This window comes from Wenzhouxiangella sp. AB-CW3, assembly GCF_014725735.1.
Taxonomy (GTDB): domain Bacteria; phylum Pseudomonadota; class Gammaproteobacteria; order Xanthomonadales; family Wenzhouxiangellaceae; genus Wenzhouxiangella.
The window spans coordinates 1,583,136-1,599,951 of the sequence record NZ_CP061368.1 but is presented as its reverse complement, the minus strand read 5'-3'; the positions used below and the strand labels follow the sequence as shown (position 1 = coordinate 1,599,951).

The window sequence follows — 16,816 nt, the reverse complement described above, 5'->3', positions numbered from 1 at the left end:
TCGCACCCACGCGCCATCCGCTTGTGGAATCATGCCCGGATGAACAGTGAAACCTTTCTGTGGTACGACTTCGAAACCTTCGGCGCCGACCCCCGCCGGGACCGGCCCGCCCAATTCGCGGCCATCCGCACCGATGCCGAGCTGCAACCGGTGGGTGAACCCGAAGTTTTCTATTGTCAGCCCGCAAGTGACATGCTGCCGCACCCGGCCGCCTGCCTGATTACCGGCATCACGCCGCAAATGGCGCGCGATCGGGGGCTGCCCGAAAACGAGTTTGCCCGGCGAATCTTCGAGCTGATGAGCGTGCCCGGAACCTGCACGGTCGGCTACAACAACTTTCGATTCGACGACGAGGTCACCCGCCACCTGTTCTGGCGCAATTTCTTCGACCCCTACGTGCGCGAATACGCCAATGGCAACAGCCGCTTCGACCTGATCGATCTGTTGCGCATGACCCGCGCCCTGCGGCCGGCCGGAATCCAGTGGCCGGACTACGAGGACGGACGTCCCAGCTTCCGGCTCGAAGACGTGGCCGCGGCCAACGGCATCGACACCACGCGCGCCCATGACGCCCTGGCCGACGTCGAAGCCACCATCGAAATGGCCAGGCTGGTGCGCCATCACAACCCGAAGCTGTGGGACTGGGCCCTGAAGCTGCGCCAGAAGAGCCACGTGGTCGACCTGCTGCATCGTGCTCAGCCCCTGCTGCACAGCTCCTCGCGCTACCCGGCTCAGCCAGGCTGCAACACCGCGGCCGTGCTGCCGCTGCGTCAGCATCCGCGCATTGCCAGCCAGTGGCTGGTGTGGAATCTGGAAGTGGACCCCATCCCCTTCCTGGACCGGGACGAAGAGACGCTGGCCGATCTGTACTGGACCCCCGAAGCCGATCTGCCCGACGACCTGCAGCGTGTTCCGGTCAAGTTGCTGAGGACCAATCGCTGCCCCATGATCTCGCCGCTGGGAGTGCTCGACCGGGCCTCGTCGGAACGGCTGCAGATCGTGCCCGGCCGCATCGAGTCCCATGCCGAGAAGCTCAGGCAGCACCCGGCGTTTCTCGACCGGCTGACCGGCATCTTCAACCAGCCCCTGGCCGCGACCGACATCGATCCCGAACTCGACCTGTACGGCGGATTTCCCCCGCCGGGCGATCAGCGTCTGTATCCGCGCATTCGCGACACCGCACCCGAAGACCTGGCCCGGCTGCAGACACCTTTTAGCGACGAACGCCTCAATGAGCTGCTGTTTCGATACCGGGCCCGCCTGTGGCCGGACACGCTGGATGCCGACGAGACCGAGCGCTGGGAGACATACCGCAGAAAACGGCTGATCGACAACCCCGACCTGGCCACCATCCGCCGGGACGAGTACCGCCTGCTACTCGAACAATTGCGCACCGAACAGCCACAAAGGCAAGCATTATTCGATGAACTGGCAGCGTGGCCTGGGCAACTGGGGCTAGTCCAGGAGCCCTGAACGAACTATCAATAACTTACAGCCGCTTCATGAAGCACTGTATTCGAATGTTATGCACAAACGCTTGATTCGAAGTTTGACAGTCCCTTCACACGCCCGCTAATTCACAGACATGCCCAATCAAGATATAACCTGTTGTTTTTTATGTTATTTTCAAATTGGTTAAATTTTGTACAATGTGCTCGATGGTTGCTGTGACGGTTTGATGACGACTGTTGCCCACAAACTTATCCACAGCTTGTGTGGATAAGCCACGCTACCCCACGCCAGCAGGGCAAAACGTGACGCACTCCTCATGCTGCAAGCCCGCTGAGCGGCAGTTGCATCGCTTCCCCGGCCTCCTTCAGATCCGCCTCACCGCACCGCCGGGTTTCATTCAGGGCCTGCTTGAGCAGGCGGTCACTTCGGGGAGAAACGAACTCCACCACGCTGCCGTCCTCGAAACGCAGCATCAGCACCATGGGGGGCTCACCGTCACGACCCGGGCGGGCAATCACGCCGCTGATCCGCTGGCCGACGATGGACTGCCGGAATTCACGGTGACTGTTCATTGCTTTCATGCTCCGATCTCCTCTACTTCGATTTCCACGGTGCCTATTCCAGCACGGCGTTTTCTCAAAACCTGAGAAGAAATTTCGGATCGATCGGCAAGTCGATGGCTGACACCTGCCAGCTGCAGATTGCCAATGCGCACCTCGGGCTGCGGTTTCTAGACTGTTTCCAACGTCGGGCCGGCGCCCGGCGGATCCGGAATCAAGTTCTGTATCATCCAACGCCCAAGGAGAAACATCATGAATCAGTTCAAACTCGTCATCGTCGCACTGCTGCTGTCGCTGGCCGTTGTTCAGACCGGCCTGGCCGACGAGGCCCGCATCGACGTCAACACCGCAACCGTCGAAGAGCTGGCCGAAACCCTGCACGGGGTCGGCATGGCCAAGGCCCAGGCCATCGTGGAGCATCGCGAGACCAACGGTCCGTTCGAGCACATTGACGAACTGATCGAGGTTCAGGGAATCGGGCTGCGCACGGTCGACAACAATCGCGAGCGCATCGAGCTACCCGGCGCATCAACGGGAGAGTAAACGGCAACCAGCCGCGATCAAGCCTCCCTGCCTTCAGGCAGGGAGGCCTTTCTCATTCAGTTGCGCATCGGCAAGCGCGAGCTGAAGGCGTGGGCCAGCGTGGAGCGGTCGGTATGCTCAAGTTCACCGCCCAGCGGAACACCCTGGGCCAGGCGAGAGGTGCGAATGCCGCGATGCCCGGCCATTTCCCGCAGATAGTGAGCCGTCGCCTCACCTTCCACCGTGGTGTTGGTGGCAATGATGATTTCCTCGACCCCCTCCTCATCAAGCCGCCGCGCCAGCAGGTCCAGGCCCAGGTCCTGCGGGCCGATCCCATCAAGCGGAGACAGGCGCCCCAGCAGAACAAAGTAGCGGCCGTCAAACACAGTGGCCGCCTCGATGGCCAGCACGTCAGCCGGACTCTCGACCACGCACAGGATTTCGCTGGAGCGCTTGTCGCTGCGGCAGATCCGGCAGAGCTCATCGGCCGTGAAGTTGCGGCAGCGGCTGCAGCGACGAACATCGCGCATCGCCCGGCTCAGACTCTCGGCCAGGTGCCGCCCACCCTCGCGGTCACGTTCAAGCAGGTGCAGCGCCATGCGCTGGGCCGAACGCGCACCCACCCCCGGCAGACAACGCAGGGCGTCGAGCAGATCATCAAAGGGGTCGTGACTCACGCCACCGGCCGCGGGTCAGGGCAGATTGAACCCGGGTGGCATGGGCATGCCGCCGGTCAACCCGCTCATCTTCTCCTGCATCATCTCCTGGACCCGGTTGACGGCATCATTGACCGCCGCGGCCACCAGATCCTCGATCATCTCGCGGTCATCGCCGACATCCGGGTCGATCATGACCCTGCGCACCTCGTGTCGCCCATTCATGACCACCTTGACCAGGCCTCCGCCGGCTTCACCCGTGACCTCCTCGCCAGCCATTTCTTCCTGGGCCTTCTTCAGGTTTTCCTGCATCTTCTGGGCCTGCTGCATCAGCTGCCCGATATTGCCTTTGATCACAAACTGTTCCTCAGTGACTGCGTGTATTGAGTGGACGAATCGACTCGCGCACGATCTCGGCATCGAAACGCTCAACCAGGCGCTTGACCAGCGGATCGTTCTCGATCGCCGCCTCGGCCTCGGCCTGGCTGCGCTCGACCGCACTGCGCTCGAGCTCGGCCGGCGTGGCCAGTTCATCGCTGTCGGCCGGCCGGATCACCACCCGCACCGACATCGCCAGCCACTCACCCAGCGCCCGCTCCATGGCACCCCGGAAGCGGTCGGTCATCATCACCAGGTCATCCGGTGCGGCCGTAAATTCAATCTGGGGGCCGTCGACTCGGTGGACAAGCATCATGCCTGCCACCGTCCTGAAAGAATCACTGATGGGCAGACGCTTCAGCACCTCCGGCCAGTTTTCCGGGGTCAGCCGCCGCTGCGGGGCCGACGCACCGGCCGGTTCATCCGTGGCCGCATCAGCCACCTCCGCCGGCTGAGCCGATGCACCGGCCGGCGGCTTTGGTGCCATCGCGGCCGGGACCGTGTCACGACCCGCCGACGCATCGCCGCCGCCCGCACTGCCCTGCCCCGGGTCCGGACGAAAGGCAAACATGCGCAGCACCGTCATCTCGCAGCCACTGCGATCACTCGGCGCCAGCGGCAGATCACGACGGCCGGTCACGGCAATCTGGTAATAAAGTTGCAGGTCCTCGGCATCAAGCTGCCCGGCCAGTTCGACCAGCTCGTCCCAGTCAGCACGACTGTCGTCCCGATAGTCAGGCAACTGCTGAATCAGGGCAATACGATGCAGGGTTTCGGCCAGATCGGTCAGCAACTGGCCCAGGTCCCGGGCCTGGGAAAACACTTCGCCCACCGCGCCAATGGCCGCGGCCACATCGGCATCGGCCAGCGCCTTGACAATAGTGTGTACATGGCGCTGCTCGACGCTGCCGAGCATGTCACGCACCTCGGCCTCCTCCAGGCGCTGCCCGCCTGCCAGCGCCTGGTCCAGCAGACTCAGGCCGTCGCGCATACTGCCGTCGGCGGCCCGGGCCAGCAGATCCACGGCCGCATCCTCGGCCTCGATGCCCTCATCGGCCAGAATCCTGCGCACCTGCCCGCCAATCTCCCGCGTCGAGAGCCGACGGAGGTTGAACTGCAGGCAGCGCGAGAGAATCGTGACCGGAATCTGCTGCGGATCGGTTGTTGCCAGCACGAATTTGACATGCTCGGGCGGTTCCTCGAGCGTCTTGAGCAGTGCATTGAAACTGTGCCGGGAAAGCATGTGCACCTCGTCAATGAGATACACCTTGTAGCGCCCCTGGGTCGGCGCATACTGCACGTTATCGAGAATCTCGCGCGTGTCATCCACCTTGGTGCGCGAAGCGGCATCAATCTCGAGCAGATCAACAAACCGCCCCTCGTCGATGGCCACGCAGTTCTCGCACTCACCGCAGGGCTGGGCCGTCACCCCTTCAGCGCAGTTAAGCGACTTGGCCAGAATGCGCGCAATCGTGGTCTTGCCCACCCCGCGCGTGCCAGTAAAAAGAAATGCGTGGTGCACCCGCCCCTCGGCCAGGCCATTGCACAACACCTTGACCACATGCGACTGCCCCACCAGTTCGGAAAACTGCCGGGGGCGCCACTTTCTCGCAAGAACCTGATAACTCACTAAAAAAACCTGCTTCAAAGGTGGGCCAGAAAAGCCAAGAACCAGCACCGGGCATCACGCCTCCGGCACCCGTCGGAGTTTACACGATACCACCGCCCCGACCACCGTCATCCCGGAATCGCCGCAGGCGATATCCGGGATCTCGCACATGAAAGCCTTACTCTGAAGCCGTGCCAACACCTACCGTGCGAGGCCCCGGATCAAGTCCGGGGCGACGTGGGATGGGCGCAACGAAGCAGTAGCGACTCTGGGGCAACACGGGGGCGAGACGAAGCGGCAACGTTCCCGGGTCGACGCGAGGGGGGCGAACCGCCACCCCAATCGCCGCCTCCCAGGAGACGAGAGGGGAAGCCACCGCCCCCCGGCCACCGTCATCCCGGAATCGCCGCAGGCGATATCCGGGATCTCGCACGCGAAGGGCCTGCTCTGAAGCCGTGCCAACACCTACCGTGCGAGGCCCCGGATCAAGTCCGGGGCGACGTGGGATGGGCGCAACGAAGCAGTAGCGACTCTGGGGCAACACGGGGGCGAGACGAAGCGGCAACGTTCCCGGGTCGACGCGAGGGGAGCGAACCGCCACCCCAATCGCCGCCTCCCAGGAGACGAGAGGGGAAGCCACCGCCCCCCGGCCACCGTCATCCCGGAATCGCCGCAGGCGATATCCGGGATCTCGCACATGAAAGCCTTACTCTGAAGCCGTGCCAACACCTACCGTGCGAGGCCCCGGATCAAGTCCGGGGCGACGTGGGATGGGCGCAACGAAGCAGTAGCGACTCTGGGGCAACACGGGGGCGAGACGAAGCGGCAACGTTCCCGGGTCGACGCGAGGGGAGCGAACCGCCACCCCAATCGCCGCCTCCCAGGAGACGAGAGGGGAAGCCACCGCCCCGACCACCGTCATCCCGGAATCGCCGCAGGCGATATCCGGGATCTCGCACATGAAAGCCTTACTCTGAAGCCGTGCCAACACCTACCGTGCGAGGCCCCGGATCAAGTCCGGGGCGACGTGGGATGGGCGCAACGAAGCAGTAGCGACTCTGGGGCAACACGGGGGCGAGACGAAGCGGCAACGTTCCCGGGTCGACGCGAGGGGAGCGAACCGCCACCCCAATCGCCGCCTCCCAGGAGACGAGAGGGGAAGCCACCGCCCCCCGGCCACCGTCATCCCGGAATCGCCGCAGGCGATATCCGGGATCTCGCACGCGAAGGGCCTGCTCTGAAGCCGTGCCAACACCTACCGTGCGAGGCCCCGGATCAAGTCCGGGGCGACGTGGGAATGACATGGGGCAACGTCGTCGGCCTATCGCGGGGTACAACAACACCACAACACACGTTACAATAGCCGGCTTGCAACATTTGACCATGCCAGAGCGGTCGAATGGGCTAGGCTGAAGAATGCGACCGGAGAGGCTCGCCCTTAGAGTAGATTCATGGGCTGGAGCCGATAGATAATGAGATGCCAAGTTTACGGAGAGGTGCCAGAGCGGTCGAATGGGCTCGCCTGGAAAGCGAGTGTACGGTAACCCCGTACCGAGGGTTCGAACCGAGCCGCGCACAGCGCGGCGAGCTCGATGCGCAGCTCGCAACAGCGAGCGGAGCGACCCGGAGCGAAGCGGAGGGCAAGCACCCGAAGGGTGCGCAGTCAATCCCTCCCTCTCGCGGTCCGAAAAGGACCGCCCGCCGCAAGGCGGCTGAAGTTGACTAAAGACAATATGTAGCCAGGTTTTACGGAGAGGTGCCAGAGCGGTCGAATGGGCTCGCCTGGAAAGCGAGTGTACGGTAACCCCGTACCGAGGGTTCGAATCCCTCCCTCTCCGCCATATCGACAAGCCCCGCCAAGCGCGGGGTTTTGTCCCTCAGCGGGACATAAGTACTCTCGCGGTCCGACAGGACCGCCCGATCGACAGGATCCAAAAAACCTCCGACAATTGGAGGCAACAACCAGAACACGGAGAGGTGGCAGAGCGGTTGAATGCACCGGTCTTGAAAACCGGCAAGGGCTGACGCCCTTCGAGGGTTTGAACCGAGCCGCGCAAAATGCGCGGCGAGCTCGATGCGCAGCTCGCGACAGCGAGCGGAGCGACCCGGAGCGAAGCGGAGGGCAAGCACCCGAAGGGTGCGCAGTCAATCCCTCCCTCTCGCGGTCCGACAGGACCGCCCGATCGACAGGATCCGAAAAACCTCCGACAATTGGAGGCAACAACCAGAACACGGAGAGGTGGCAGAGCGGTTGAATGCACCGGTCTTGAAAACCGGCAAGGGCTGACGCCCTTCGAGGGTTCGAATCCCTCCCTCTCCGCCATCATTAAAAAAACCCGTCCCCGTGGCGGGTTTTTTAATGATCGGGGAGCGGGGACCACCGATTGGAACCCCCCAAAAGAAGGCCCCCGCCAGCCCGACCCCAGCACCTGTTCGTCCCGCTGCCGCTGCTCCCTTCCGGGCCTGACGGGGTTGACGGTAGAACAGTGTGGGAAGACCGACGGAGGCCAACGCGCATTATCCCATCGACGACGCGTTATTGGCAACCGGCTGTGCACTTTATATCGATGTAGATCGCACAGCCTGGTGGACCAAGGGCCCTTTCTCAGAGCCGTGCCAGCGCCTACCGTGCGAGGCCCCGGATCAAGTCCGGGGCGACGAAAGGAGGCTGGAGCGAAGCGGCAACGCCTCCCGGGCGACGAAAGGGGGCCGAAACGAAGCGGCAGCGCTTCCGAAGCGACGAAAGGGGCTGGGCAGCGCTTCCCGGGCGACGAGGAGGAGGCAGAGCAAAACGGCCACATTTCCCGTCAAGGGGGGCGCGCCACCACCCCAACCAACCGTCATCCCGGAATCGCCGCAGGCGATATCCGGGATCTCGCACGCGAAAGCCTTCTTCTCACTTTCTGAGAAACTGTATTTTAATATAGTAACTCACCCAGACATCAACCTGCACCCACGGAGCCGTCCATGTCTGCCGCATCCCCTGCAAGCGATCCGCTCGATACCCTGCTGGCAGGTCGCCGCGATCTGTGGCGAGGCCGGCGGCCGTCCCGTCTTCCGGCCCTGTCTACCGGCCACCGGGTGCTCGATGAACAACTGCCCGATGGCGGCTGGCCCTGCGCACGCCTGATCGAGCTGATGATTGATCGCCCCGGCGGCGGTGAAATGAGCCTGCTGCTGCCCATGCTGGCCGAGCTGACCTGTCGGGAACAACCGGTGATTCTCGTGACACCGCCGCTGGTGCCCTGCCCCCAGGCCCTGCTGACTGCCGGACTGAACCTGTCGGCCCTGACCATTATCCGCCACCGGGCTCACGCCCTGTGGGCCGCCGAACAATGCCTGAAAAGCGGCCTGTGCGGTGCCGTTGTGCTCTGGCCACAAAAGCCGCTACAGCCACGTCAACTGCGCCGGCTGCAACTGGCTGCCGAAAACGGCACGGCTCCCGCGTTCATTGTTCACGGCCACGACGGCGCCCCCCAGCCTGCCTCGATGACCGCGCTGCGCCTGGCGATTCGCCCCGGCCCGAGCGTTGAACTGCTGCGCGCCCGCGGAGGATGCGGCAGAAACCGCATCAGGCTGACAGCAGAGCCACCCGGCTCCATCGCCCGGCCATGAAAGGAAACAAGCCACTATGGCTGGGACTGTACTGCCCGGCACTGCCGCTTCATGCGGCATGGCCCTCATACCCCGGAGATGCGCTACTGGCAGTGCATGACACCAGGGGGCGCGCACGTATCGTCCAGGCCAGCCGCGCCGCCCTGGCGGCCGGCGTGCGACCCGGCCAGACACTGACCGATGCGCTGGCCCTGGCGCCGGCCCTGCACAGCCGACCGAGAAACCCTGCCCTTGAGAACCGCATGCTGGAAGTGCTGGCCATGCTGGCCTACGGCTTCAGCCACCAGGTTGCACTGGTCGATGATCAGACCGTGATACTGGAAATCGCCGGCAGCCAACGCCTGTATGGCGGCACGGAGCGATTGCTCGAAAACCTGTCCGGCAAGGCCCGCGAGCAGGGCCTGCCCATACAGGCCGGTTCGGCCCCCAACCCGACTGCGGCCCGACTGCTGGCCCGCACCGGGCAGCACTGCAGCGATTCGCACGGCCTGGAACAGATTCTCCGGCCATTGCCGCTGGAAAGGCTGGCATTGCCTGTCGATCAGGCCCGGGCCCTGGCCGGCTGCGGCCTGCGCAGGATTGGCGAGCTCGCACGACTGCCCGCCGCCGAAAGAGCCCGGCGCTTCGGCCCCGGCCTCAACAACAGCCTGGCCGAGCTGTTCGGTCAGCGCCCCACTCCCGTGGCAGCCTGGACGTCGCCCGAGCATTACCAGCTCAGACTCGAGCTGCCTGCCGCCACCGCCGACAGCAATGCCCTGCTGTTTGTCTTTCGCCGCGCGACCACTCACCTCGGGCAATGGCTGCAGGTCCGCGACCAGGCACTGGTGCAATTGCACATCCAGCTACTCTGCCAGGAACATGCCGAAGCGGTCTCCCTGAGTGTCGGCCTGTCACAGCCAGGCCAGGCCTGTGACCGGCTGCTTGAGCTGATCGGACTGAAGCTAGATGCGCTCACGCTGCCCGCACCGGTCAATGTCATCGTTCTGAGCGCAGAAACCACCGCCGGACACCAGCCCCCACAAGCAGACCTGTTCTCAGGCCGGCATCGCGGCGATGCCTGGTCGGCACTGCTCGATCGTCTCCAGGCCCGGCTGGGAACAGACGGCCTGGCCGGATTGACCCCGGTGGCCGACCACCGGCCGGAGAAAGCCTGGTCCTGGACCCGTCCCGGCCATGCCAGCGAAAGCCCCACCGCCACTCCGCGTCCCCAGTGGCTGCTGCCACGGCCCCGTCCCTGCCAGCGGGAGTCGCTGCGGCTGGAACAGGGCCCTGAGCGCATCGAAAGCGGCTGGTGGGATGGCGGGGACTGCCGCCGAGACTACTGGATTGCCCGTGATCGTCACGGTCGTCGCCTGTGGGTCTTTTACGAGCAGGCACCAAAACGCGGATGGTTTCTCCATGGCGTCTTCGATTCATGATGCCATTCTCTGATTCAGGCATCCGGCACTAATCTTGCTGCAACATGGCAAAATGCAATAGGATGCCCATGCCTGAATTGACCGCGACAGACAATCACATTAAATTGCCAATAGAGTTCAGGTGTTTCTCACAAGCACATGAATTATCTGAACTTGAAGAAGTAATCCACGGCTTGACTGAGCCACGGACCGGCTGGCGCCCGAGACAAGCTCGCAGCGTGAACCGGCCCAACCAGCGAGGGGAAGCAGGGTCTTGAAGCTATTTCGCCGATCACGCATGCGACAGCACGCCACCAGTGGCGTACACCTGTCGCCGGGCGTGATGTCCATTGCCACTGTTGCGCATGATGCCGGCCGCAAGCCCCGCCTGGTCAAGGCCGGTGCATACGCGCTCGACAGCGACAGCGAGCGCAACCGGCTGTTGCGCGAGGACATCGCCTCCAACCGCACACCGGTACACCTGGTGCTCGACAACGACCGGTACGAACTGCTCCTGGTCGAGGCGCCGCGAGTGGATGCGTCGGAATTGCGCGCTGCCGTACGCTGGAAAATCAAGAGCCTGATCGACTTTCACATCGACGATGCCGTCATCGATGTCTTCGAGATTCCCGGCCAGGAGAACCGCCCCCAGGGCCAGCGCATGATGTATGCCATTGCCGCGCGTGCCCGCGACATCCGCAAGCTGATCGACCTGTTCGAGAGCGCCGACCTCAATCTCCAGGTCATCGACGTGGCCGACCTGGCCATGCGCAACCTGGCCGCCCAGCTCGACGATGACGTCCGCGGCGTGGCAATGCTTTACCTGAACGAGCACCACGGCCTCATCACCGTAACCCGTCAGGGCAGCCTGTACCTGAGCCGGCGCCTGGATACCGGCTACGGGGTGCTGCAGGAGCGCGGCTCGCAGGGCCTGGACCAGGCCATGCTGGAAGTACAGCGATCGCTGGATTACTACGACCGGCATTTCGCCCAGCCCCCGGTCGCCAGCCTGCAGGTCCTGCCCGGTTACGAGGCCACGGGAGAACTGGTCGCGGCCCTCGACGACGGCCTGGCGATTCCGACCCGGGTGTATGACAGTGAAGAGATATTCGACTGCGAGGTGCCACTTCCCCAGTCCCATACCGCATCTGTTCTGCTGGCCATTGGCGGCGCGCTCAGGCGCGAGGAGATCAGCCTGTGAACCAGCAGATCAATCTCTATCAACCGATTTTCCGCAAGCAGAAGGTCGTGTTCTCGGCCCAGACCGTCCTCATGATCAGTATCGGGTTCCTGGTCATTCTGCTGCTGTGGTCGACCCTGGTCGGTCAGCGCGTTACCCGGCTGGAAGCCGAACAGGAGCGCCAGGAAGCCGCCGAGCAACGGGCCGTCGAACAACTGACCCAGCTGCGCGAGACCATGCCGCCGACCGAGCCCGACCCGGAACTGGTCGCCAGCGTCGAGCGCCTGGAACAGCGCCGGCGCAACCTGCGTGAAAGCCTGACCGCCATGGAACAGCGCATGCCGGCGGCCCAGGTCGAGCTGCCGGGGCGCGTCGACGCACTGGCCCGACAGACCCCACGGGGGCTCTGGCTGACCGAAATCAAGCTGGGCGATGACGGCCAGCACATGATCCTGCGTGGCCGGGCCCTGGCCGCACGGCTGGTGCCGGCCTACCTCGAAGGACTGTCCGAGGAACCGCTGCTGTCGGGGCTAGGTTTCCGCCAGGTTCGCCTGCATGCCGCCGAAGACGACATGCCGGGTATCTCCTTCGTGATTGCCAGCCACGCGGAGGATGACACATGACTCTGAAAGTGCGCTTGAAACAGCTGGCCGAACGCATCAATGCGCTAAGCCTGCGCGAACGGGCCCTGCTCATGCTGACTGCCCTGGCCGTCGTCTTCCTGCTCTGGGATACCTTTCTGATGCGACCGGTATCCGAGCGGCACGAACGCGCCCAAGAGCAGCTCTCCACGATCCGCGAACGAGTCGACTCGCTGACCGACAGCATCCAGGAACTGGCCGGCGAGCGCCGCCGTGATCCGGATGCGGAGCTGCGCCAGCGTCATGAGCAGCTCACCACCGAAATCGAGGCACTGGAATCGCGCCTGAGTCGCATGCATGGGGGTGTGGCCACGGCACGCCAGTCGGTTACGGTGCTGGCCAGCCTGCTCGGTGAACGGGCGGGGGTCGACATCGTGACGCTGGAAAACCTGCCGGCAGAACCCCTGCGGGCCGGCGACAATGAACTGTCCGGCATTTATGTCCACCGGGTTCGGCTGGTCATCGAAAGCGACTTCGACGGAGTGCGCGACTACCTGGCCATGGTTGACACCCTGCCGGCCGGCGTGTTCTGGGATTCGATGCGGCTGACCGTGGACGAATGGCCGACCAACCACACCGAGATCATTCTCTACAGCCTGGCGCTGGATGAAGAATGGCTGGGAATCTGATCATGAAAGGCTTTCGACTCAGTGTACTGACCACGGCCCTGCTGGTGACCCTGCCGGCACTGGCCGACCCCACGCGCCCACCCAGTCCGGCCGAAATCCGGGCCTGGCTGGGCACCGAAACACGAACACCGGCCGAGCCGCGCTGGCAACTACAATCGGTCATGCTGGCCGATGAACGCCGTATCGCCGTCATCAATGGCCAGCGTGTGCGCATCGGTGAAAGCATCGACCAGGCCCGGGTCATCGACATCAGCCCCGGCCAGGTCAAGCTAGAAGACAGCGACGGCCAGCCCGTCACCCTCAAAATCGGCACCCGATTCACTGCCCAACCGGACCGGTCCGGAGACTGATTATCATGCCTATACGTTCTGCCAGCATCCTGACGACTGTATTCCTGACCGCCATCCTGGCCGGCTGCACCACGCCCGGCGAACGGGCCGAGGAGCTTGACCAGCGCATTCTGGCCGAGCTGGAAGCCGCTGCCCAGCAGCAGCCGCCCAGCCCCGCCGAAACCCGAGACCTCTTGCTGCCGCCGGATTCGGCGCCGGTTGACGAGGCGCCCGAAGAGCGCTTTCATGTCACGGTCGAGGACGCGCCCGCCCGGCAGTTCCTGATGAGCCTGGTGGCCGACACCGACATCAACATGGTCGTCCATCCCGATGTCGATCTGGCGCTTTCTCTGGAGCTGCGCAACGTCACCATCGACGAGGTCATGGAGATCGTTCGCGAAGTCTACGGGCTGGAGTATCGGCGCACCGACACCGGCTACATCGTGCGGCCGCCCAGCCTGGAACACCGGGTCTACGAGGTCAGCTACCTCGACATCAACCGCGAAGGCTCCTCGCGCACCCGGGTGTCATCGGGCCAGTCCACCGAAAACCCCGCCGCCATGCAGGATCAGGTTGGCGGCGGCCTGGGGCGCGGCGCCATGCCGACTGGCGGCGGCGACTCCGACGGCATGAGCGGCACGCGAATCGAAACCGAATCGCGTTCCAACTTCTGGGAGAACCTGGAAGACGCCGTCACCGCCATCCTCGACGATGAGGAGGGGCGCAACGTCATGGTCAACCCCATGTCCGGCGTGGTGGCCGTCCGGGCCATGCCGCATGAGCAACGCGCCGTCGCCGAGCTGCTCGAAGCCATTCAGGGCAGCGTGCAGCGCCAGGTCGTGCTGGAAGCCAAGATCATCGAAGTCGAACTGCGCGACGGCTTCCGCTCCGGCATCAACTGGACCGCCCTGCAGGACATTCAGGGCCGCCTGTTCAGCTTCGGCCAGGTCGGCGGGCCCGATATCTTCGAAGACGGCATTTCCTCGATCCACGGACGCGAACTGGATGTACGGCCAGGAGAAGTCTTTTCCGGCTTCGAAAGTTCGGCCTTCGGTGGCAGCACGGTCCTGGCCGCCGACACCGGCGACTTCAACGCCTTTATCGAACTGCTCGAAACACAGGGCATGGCGCGCGTGCTGTCGAGCCCGCGCGTATCGACCATCAACAACCAGAAAGCGGTCATCAAGGTCGGCACCGACGAATTCTTCGTCACCGGCGTGACCGGCCGCACAACGGCCGGTGCGGCCAGTGCCACGGCGGCCAGCAGCGTTCAGCTCACACCCTTCTTTTCCGGAATCGCGCTCGACGTCACGCCGCAGATCAGTCGCGATGGCGACATCATCCTGCACATCCACCCCACGGTCAGCGAAGTGCAGGACCAGACCAAGAGTTTCACCGTCGCCGGTCAGGAAGAAACCCTGCCGCTGGCCTTTTCCAGCGTGCGCCAGTCCGACAGCGTGATCCGCGCCCGCAACGGTCAGGTGGTCGTGATTGGCGGCCTGATGCGCGAATCGTCCGAGCAGCAGCGTTTCGGCACGCCGTTTCTCAGCCGCATCCCCCTGATTGGGCATGCCTTTGGTGGCCGCCAGGAACAGACCGTCAAGACCGAACTGGTCATTCTGCTACGCCCGGTGGTGGTCGATGACGAGGCCGGCTGGGGCGATCATGCCTCCGACAGCCTGGATCGAATGCGAGGCATGTCCTCGGACCAGTGGCCACGCTAGCCGGCACGCCAGGGAGTTGCCACCCGAGCCCATGTACCTGTCCCACTTCCAGCTTGCCGAACGCCCCTTCCGGCTGACGCCGAACCTGGCCTATCGCTTCCAGGAGCAGTCCCAGGCCGAGGCGCTGACCACGCTGCGGGTGGCGCTGGCCGAAGGCGAGGGATTCATCAAGGTCACCGGCGAGGTCGGACTGGGCAAGACGCTGATTTGCCGGGCGCTGCTCGAAGCGCTCCGGCCACCCTATATCACCGCCTGGCTGCCGGACCCGCACCTTTCGCCGGGCACCCTGCGCACGGCCCTGGCACGGGAACTGGGCCTGGACCTGCCGGCACGCCCCACGCAGCAGAAAGTGCATGAATTGCTGCAGGAAGGCCTGACACGACTGGTGGCCGAAGGCAGAAAGCCCGTGCTGCTGATCGACGAAGCCCAGGCATTGCCGGCCTCGACCCTGGAAACGGTCCGCCTGCTGACCAACCTGGAAACCGAGCAGCGCAAGCTGTTGCAGGTCGCGCTGTTCGGTCAGCCCGAACTCGACCATCGTCTCGCACGGCCGGACTTCCGGCAGCTCAGGCAGCGCATCACCTATTCCTGCCGGCTGCAGGCGCTGGATCGCCAGGCCGTCGGTGAATACATCGAACATCGCCTGGCCCGGGCCGGCGCCGAACAGCCACTGTTCACGACGGCGGCTCGCGCGCGAATCGCACGGGCCAGCGACGGGGTGCCCCGGCTGATCAACATCCTGGCCGACAAGGCATTGCTCTCGGCCTACGGCCGGGGCAAGACGCGGGCCGACTGGTTTGACGTACGCCGTGCCATTGCCGACACCGACGCCACCGAAGATCGTCTGTGGTGGCCGCGACTGCAACCGGCCGTGCGCGTGACCGCCTTCGGACTGGTCGCACTGGGTGCCTACCTGGTGCTGGAAGTGGTCCGTGGAGGCGCCGTATGAGCCTGATCAACGAAGTCCTGAAGGACCTGGAAAAACGCCGCGAACCGGCGCCCGAAACCGATTCCAGCCCACTGCCACGTACCACGCGCAAGCCGCATCCGGCCCGCCACCTGTGGTGGATCGGGGCCGCTGCACTCGGCGGACTGGCACTGCATTGGGTCATGAACAGCACATCGCCACCGCTGCCCGATCAGCAGCAGCCGGTGCTGGCCCAGATCGCGTCCGCCGAGAACCTGTCGGCACCAACGGAATCGTCCCCTCGGCCCGATGCAGCGCCGATTGAGGTCATCGACTCAATCGAGCCCATTGAACGAATCGAACCCGTATCAGCGCCGCAGGTCAGTCCGGCAGCAGACACCTCCGGCGACGATTCGTCAGCACGCGCTGACCAACCGAAACCCGAGACGAACGAAACCAGGACTGCCACAGAGCCCGAGCCACCGGCATCCCCGGCCGTCGCCACGACCGAGGAAACGGCTCCCGACGACATGGTCATGCCCGACAGCCCTGAAGACAGCTCTGCCGAAGCCGACGCCCACGTCGGGGATGAACCGGAACCGGAATCCGAAGGCGCCATCGTCATACAGCGCGCCGAGGGTGAAGTCGAGCATTTCGAGTCGGCCAGACGCGCTCTCGCGCGCGGCCAGCAGCAACTCGGGATGCGTCGGCTGCAGGAACTGCTCGACAACGATCCCGGCCACGGCGAAGCGCGTCTGCTGCTGGCCAGCACCCTGATTCGGCGCGGCGAGACGCCCCGTGCCATCAACCTGCTCGATGAGGGCCTGGAGTCGGCCCGCGACCCGGCCGCGCTGGCCGAACGCCTGGGACGATTGCTGATCGAAGGCGAGGAACCCGCCCGAGCCCGCCAGGTGCTGGAAGCACACGCCCCCGCGCTGGTCGACGCACCGGACTATCATCAACTGCTGGCCGTTGCCCTGCGCCAGCTCGGTGACCACCAGGCGGCCGTCGCGGCCTACCGGCAATTGAGCGAGGTCGTGCCGGGCCGTGGTGCCGTCTGGGTCGGACTGGGCACCTCTCACGAATCACTGGGCCAGACCGAGCAGGCCCGCGAGGCCTACCAGCAGGCACTGGCCGGCAACGATCCCCGGGCCACGCGCTTTGCCCGACAGCGCCTGCACGCCATCGAACGGGACAATGAAGATGATGGAGATTAA

Annotated in this window: 15 protein-coding genes, 2 tRNA genes and 1 other RNA gene; 13 read left to right on the top strand and 5 right to left on the bottom strand. The window is 64.5% G+C overall.

Annotation, left to right across the window (positions count from 1 at the left end; genetic code table 11):
* Positions 1-39 precede the first annotated feature (39 nt).
* On the top strand, positions 40-1,473 hold the full coding sequence (sbcB, locus tag IC757_RS06935; protein WP_190976616.1) for an exodeoxyribonuclease I: 1,434 nt from the start codon (positions 40-42) through the stop codon (positions 1,471-1,473).
* Positions 1,474-1,766: 293 nt separating this feature from the next.
* Here sbcB and IC757_RS06930 read toward each other — a convergent pair whose 3' ends face one another.
* Positions 1,767-2,033, bottom strand: coding sequence for a hypothetical protein (locus tag IC757_RS06930; protein ID WP_190976615.1), 267 nt, complete (start codon positions 2,031-2,033; stop codon positions 1,767-1,769).
* Between the two features lie 231 nt (positions 2,034-2,264).
* On the opposite strand from IC757_RS06930, the gene IC757_RS06925 reads away from it, so the two are divergent.
* A complete protein-coding gene (locus IC757_RS06925) occupies positions 2,265-2,555 on the top strand; it encodes a ComEA family DNA-binding protein (protein ID WP_190976614.1) in 291 nt (96 codons plus the stop codon).
* 56 nt (positions 2,556-2,611) lie between these two features.
* Here IC757_RS06925 and recR read toward each other — a convergent pair whose 3' ends face one another.
* The 3 genes from recR to dnaX are packed head-to-tail and all read right to left on the bottom strand — an operon-like array spanning position 2,612 to position 5,198.
* The gene (recR, locus tag IC757_RS06920; protein WP_190976613.1) at positions 2,612-3,211 is read right to left on the bottom strand and encodes a recombination mediator RecR; all 600 of its coding nucleotides are present in this window, start codon (positions 3,209-3,211) and stop codon (positions 2,612-2,614) included.
* 15 nt (positions 3,212-3,226) lie between these two features.
* On the bottom strand, positions 3,227-3,547 hold the full coding sequence (locus IC757_RS06915) for a YbaB/EbfC family nucleoid-associated protein (RefSeq protein ID WP_190976612.1): 321 nt from the start codon (positions 3,545-3,547) through the stop codon (positions 3,227-3,229).
* A 10-nt stretch (positions 3,548-3,557) separates the two neighbouring features.
* Entirely contained in the window at positions 3,558-5,198 is a 1,641-nt protein-coding gene (dnaX, locus tag IC757_RS06910; RefSeq protein ID WP_190976611.1) for a DNA polymerase III subunit gamma/tau, read from the bottom strand.
* 1,729 nt (positions 5,199-6,927) lie between these two features.
* Between dnaX and IC757_RS06905 the strand changes: the two genes are divergently transcribed.
* Both IC757_RS06905 and IC757_RS06900 read left to right on the top strand, forming a co-directional pair.
* Positions 6,928-7,018: transfer RNA gene (locus tag IC757_RS06905), tRNA-Ser, on the top strand.
* A 392-nt stretch (positions 7,019-7,410) separates the two neighbouring features.
* Positions 7,411-7,500: transfer RNA gene (locus IC757_RS06900), tRNA-Ser, on the top strand.
* Positions 7,501-7,583: 83 nt separating this feature from the next.
* Here the strand turns inward: IC757_RS06900 and ffs are convergent.
* An RNA gene (gene ffs / locus IC757_RS06895) (signal recognition particle sRNA small type) lies at positions 7,584-7,680 on the bottom strand.
* Between the two features lie 464 nt (positions 7,681-8,144).
* Between ffs and imuA the strand changes: the two genes are divergently transcribed.
* From imuA to IC757_RS06850, 9 genes are all read left to right on the top strand, one after another.
* Entirely contained in the window at positions 8,145-8,792 is a 648-nt protein-coding gene (gene imuA / locus IC757_RS06890; protein ID WP_190976610.1) for a translesion DNA synthesis-associated protein ImuA, read from the top strand.
* The gene (locus tag IC757_RS06885) at positions 8,789-10,210 is read left to right on the top strand and encodes a Y-family DNA polymerase (protein WP_190976609.1); all 1,422 of its coding nucleotides are present in this window, start codon (positions 8,789-8,791) and stop codon (positions 10,208-10,210) included. Before imuA ends, IC757_RS06885 begins: the two co-directional genes overlap by 4 nt.
* A gap of 277 nt (positions 10,211-10,487) precedes the next feature.
* Positions 10,488-11,390, top strand: coding sequence for a pilus assembly protein PilM (gene pilM, locus IC757_RS06880; protein WP_190976608.1), 903 nt, complete (start codon positions 10,488-10,490; stop codon positions 11,388-11,390).
* Complete coding sequence (locus tag IC757_RS06875; protein WP_190976607.1) at positions 11,387-11,992, top strand: PilN domain-containing protein; 606 nt, start codon at positions 11,387-11,389, stop codon at positions 11,990-11,992. The genes pilM and IC757_RS06875 overlap by 4 nt, the downstream gene beginning before the upstream one ends.
* Positions 11,989-12,639, top strand: coding sequence for a type II secretion system protein GspM (gspM, locus tag IC757_RS06870; RefSeq protein ID WP_190976606.1), 651 nt, complete (start codon positions 11,989-11,991; stop codon positions 12,637-12,639). The genes IC757_RS06875 and gspM overlap by 4 nt, the downstream gene beginning before the upstream one ends.
* Before the next feature lie 2 nt (positions 12,640-12,641).
* Positions 12,642-12,989 carry a hypothetical protein gene (locus tag IC757_RS06865; protein WP_190976605.1) on the top strand — a complete coding sequence of 116 codons (348 nt, stop codon included), beginning with the start codon at positions 12,642-12,644 and terminating at the stop codon, positions 12,987-12,989.
* Between the two features lie 5 nt (positions 12,990-12,994).
* On the top strand, positions 12,995-14,692 hold the full coding sequence (mshL, locus tag IC757_RS06860; RefSeq protein ID WP_223846289.1) for a pilus (MSHA type) biogenesis protein MshL: 1,698 nt from the start codon (positions 12,995-12,997) through the stop codon (positions 14,690-14,692).
* A gap of 31 nt (positions 14,693-14,723) precedes the next feature.
* Positions 14,724-15,641 (top strand): ExeA family protein, encoded by a 918-nt coding sequence (locus tag IC757_RS06855; RefSeq protein ID WP_190976604.1) that lies wholly within the window; start codon positions 14,724-14,726, stop codon positions 15,639-15,641.
* Positions 15,638-16,816 carry a tetratricopeptide repeat protein gene (locus IC757_RS06850; protein WP_190976603.1) on the top strand — a complete coding sequence of 393 codons (1,179 nt, stop codon included), beginning with the start codon at positions 15,638-15,640 and terminating at the stop codon, positions 16,814-16,816. Before IC757_RS06855 ends, IC757_RS06850 begins: the two co-directional genes overlap by 4 nt.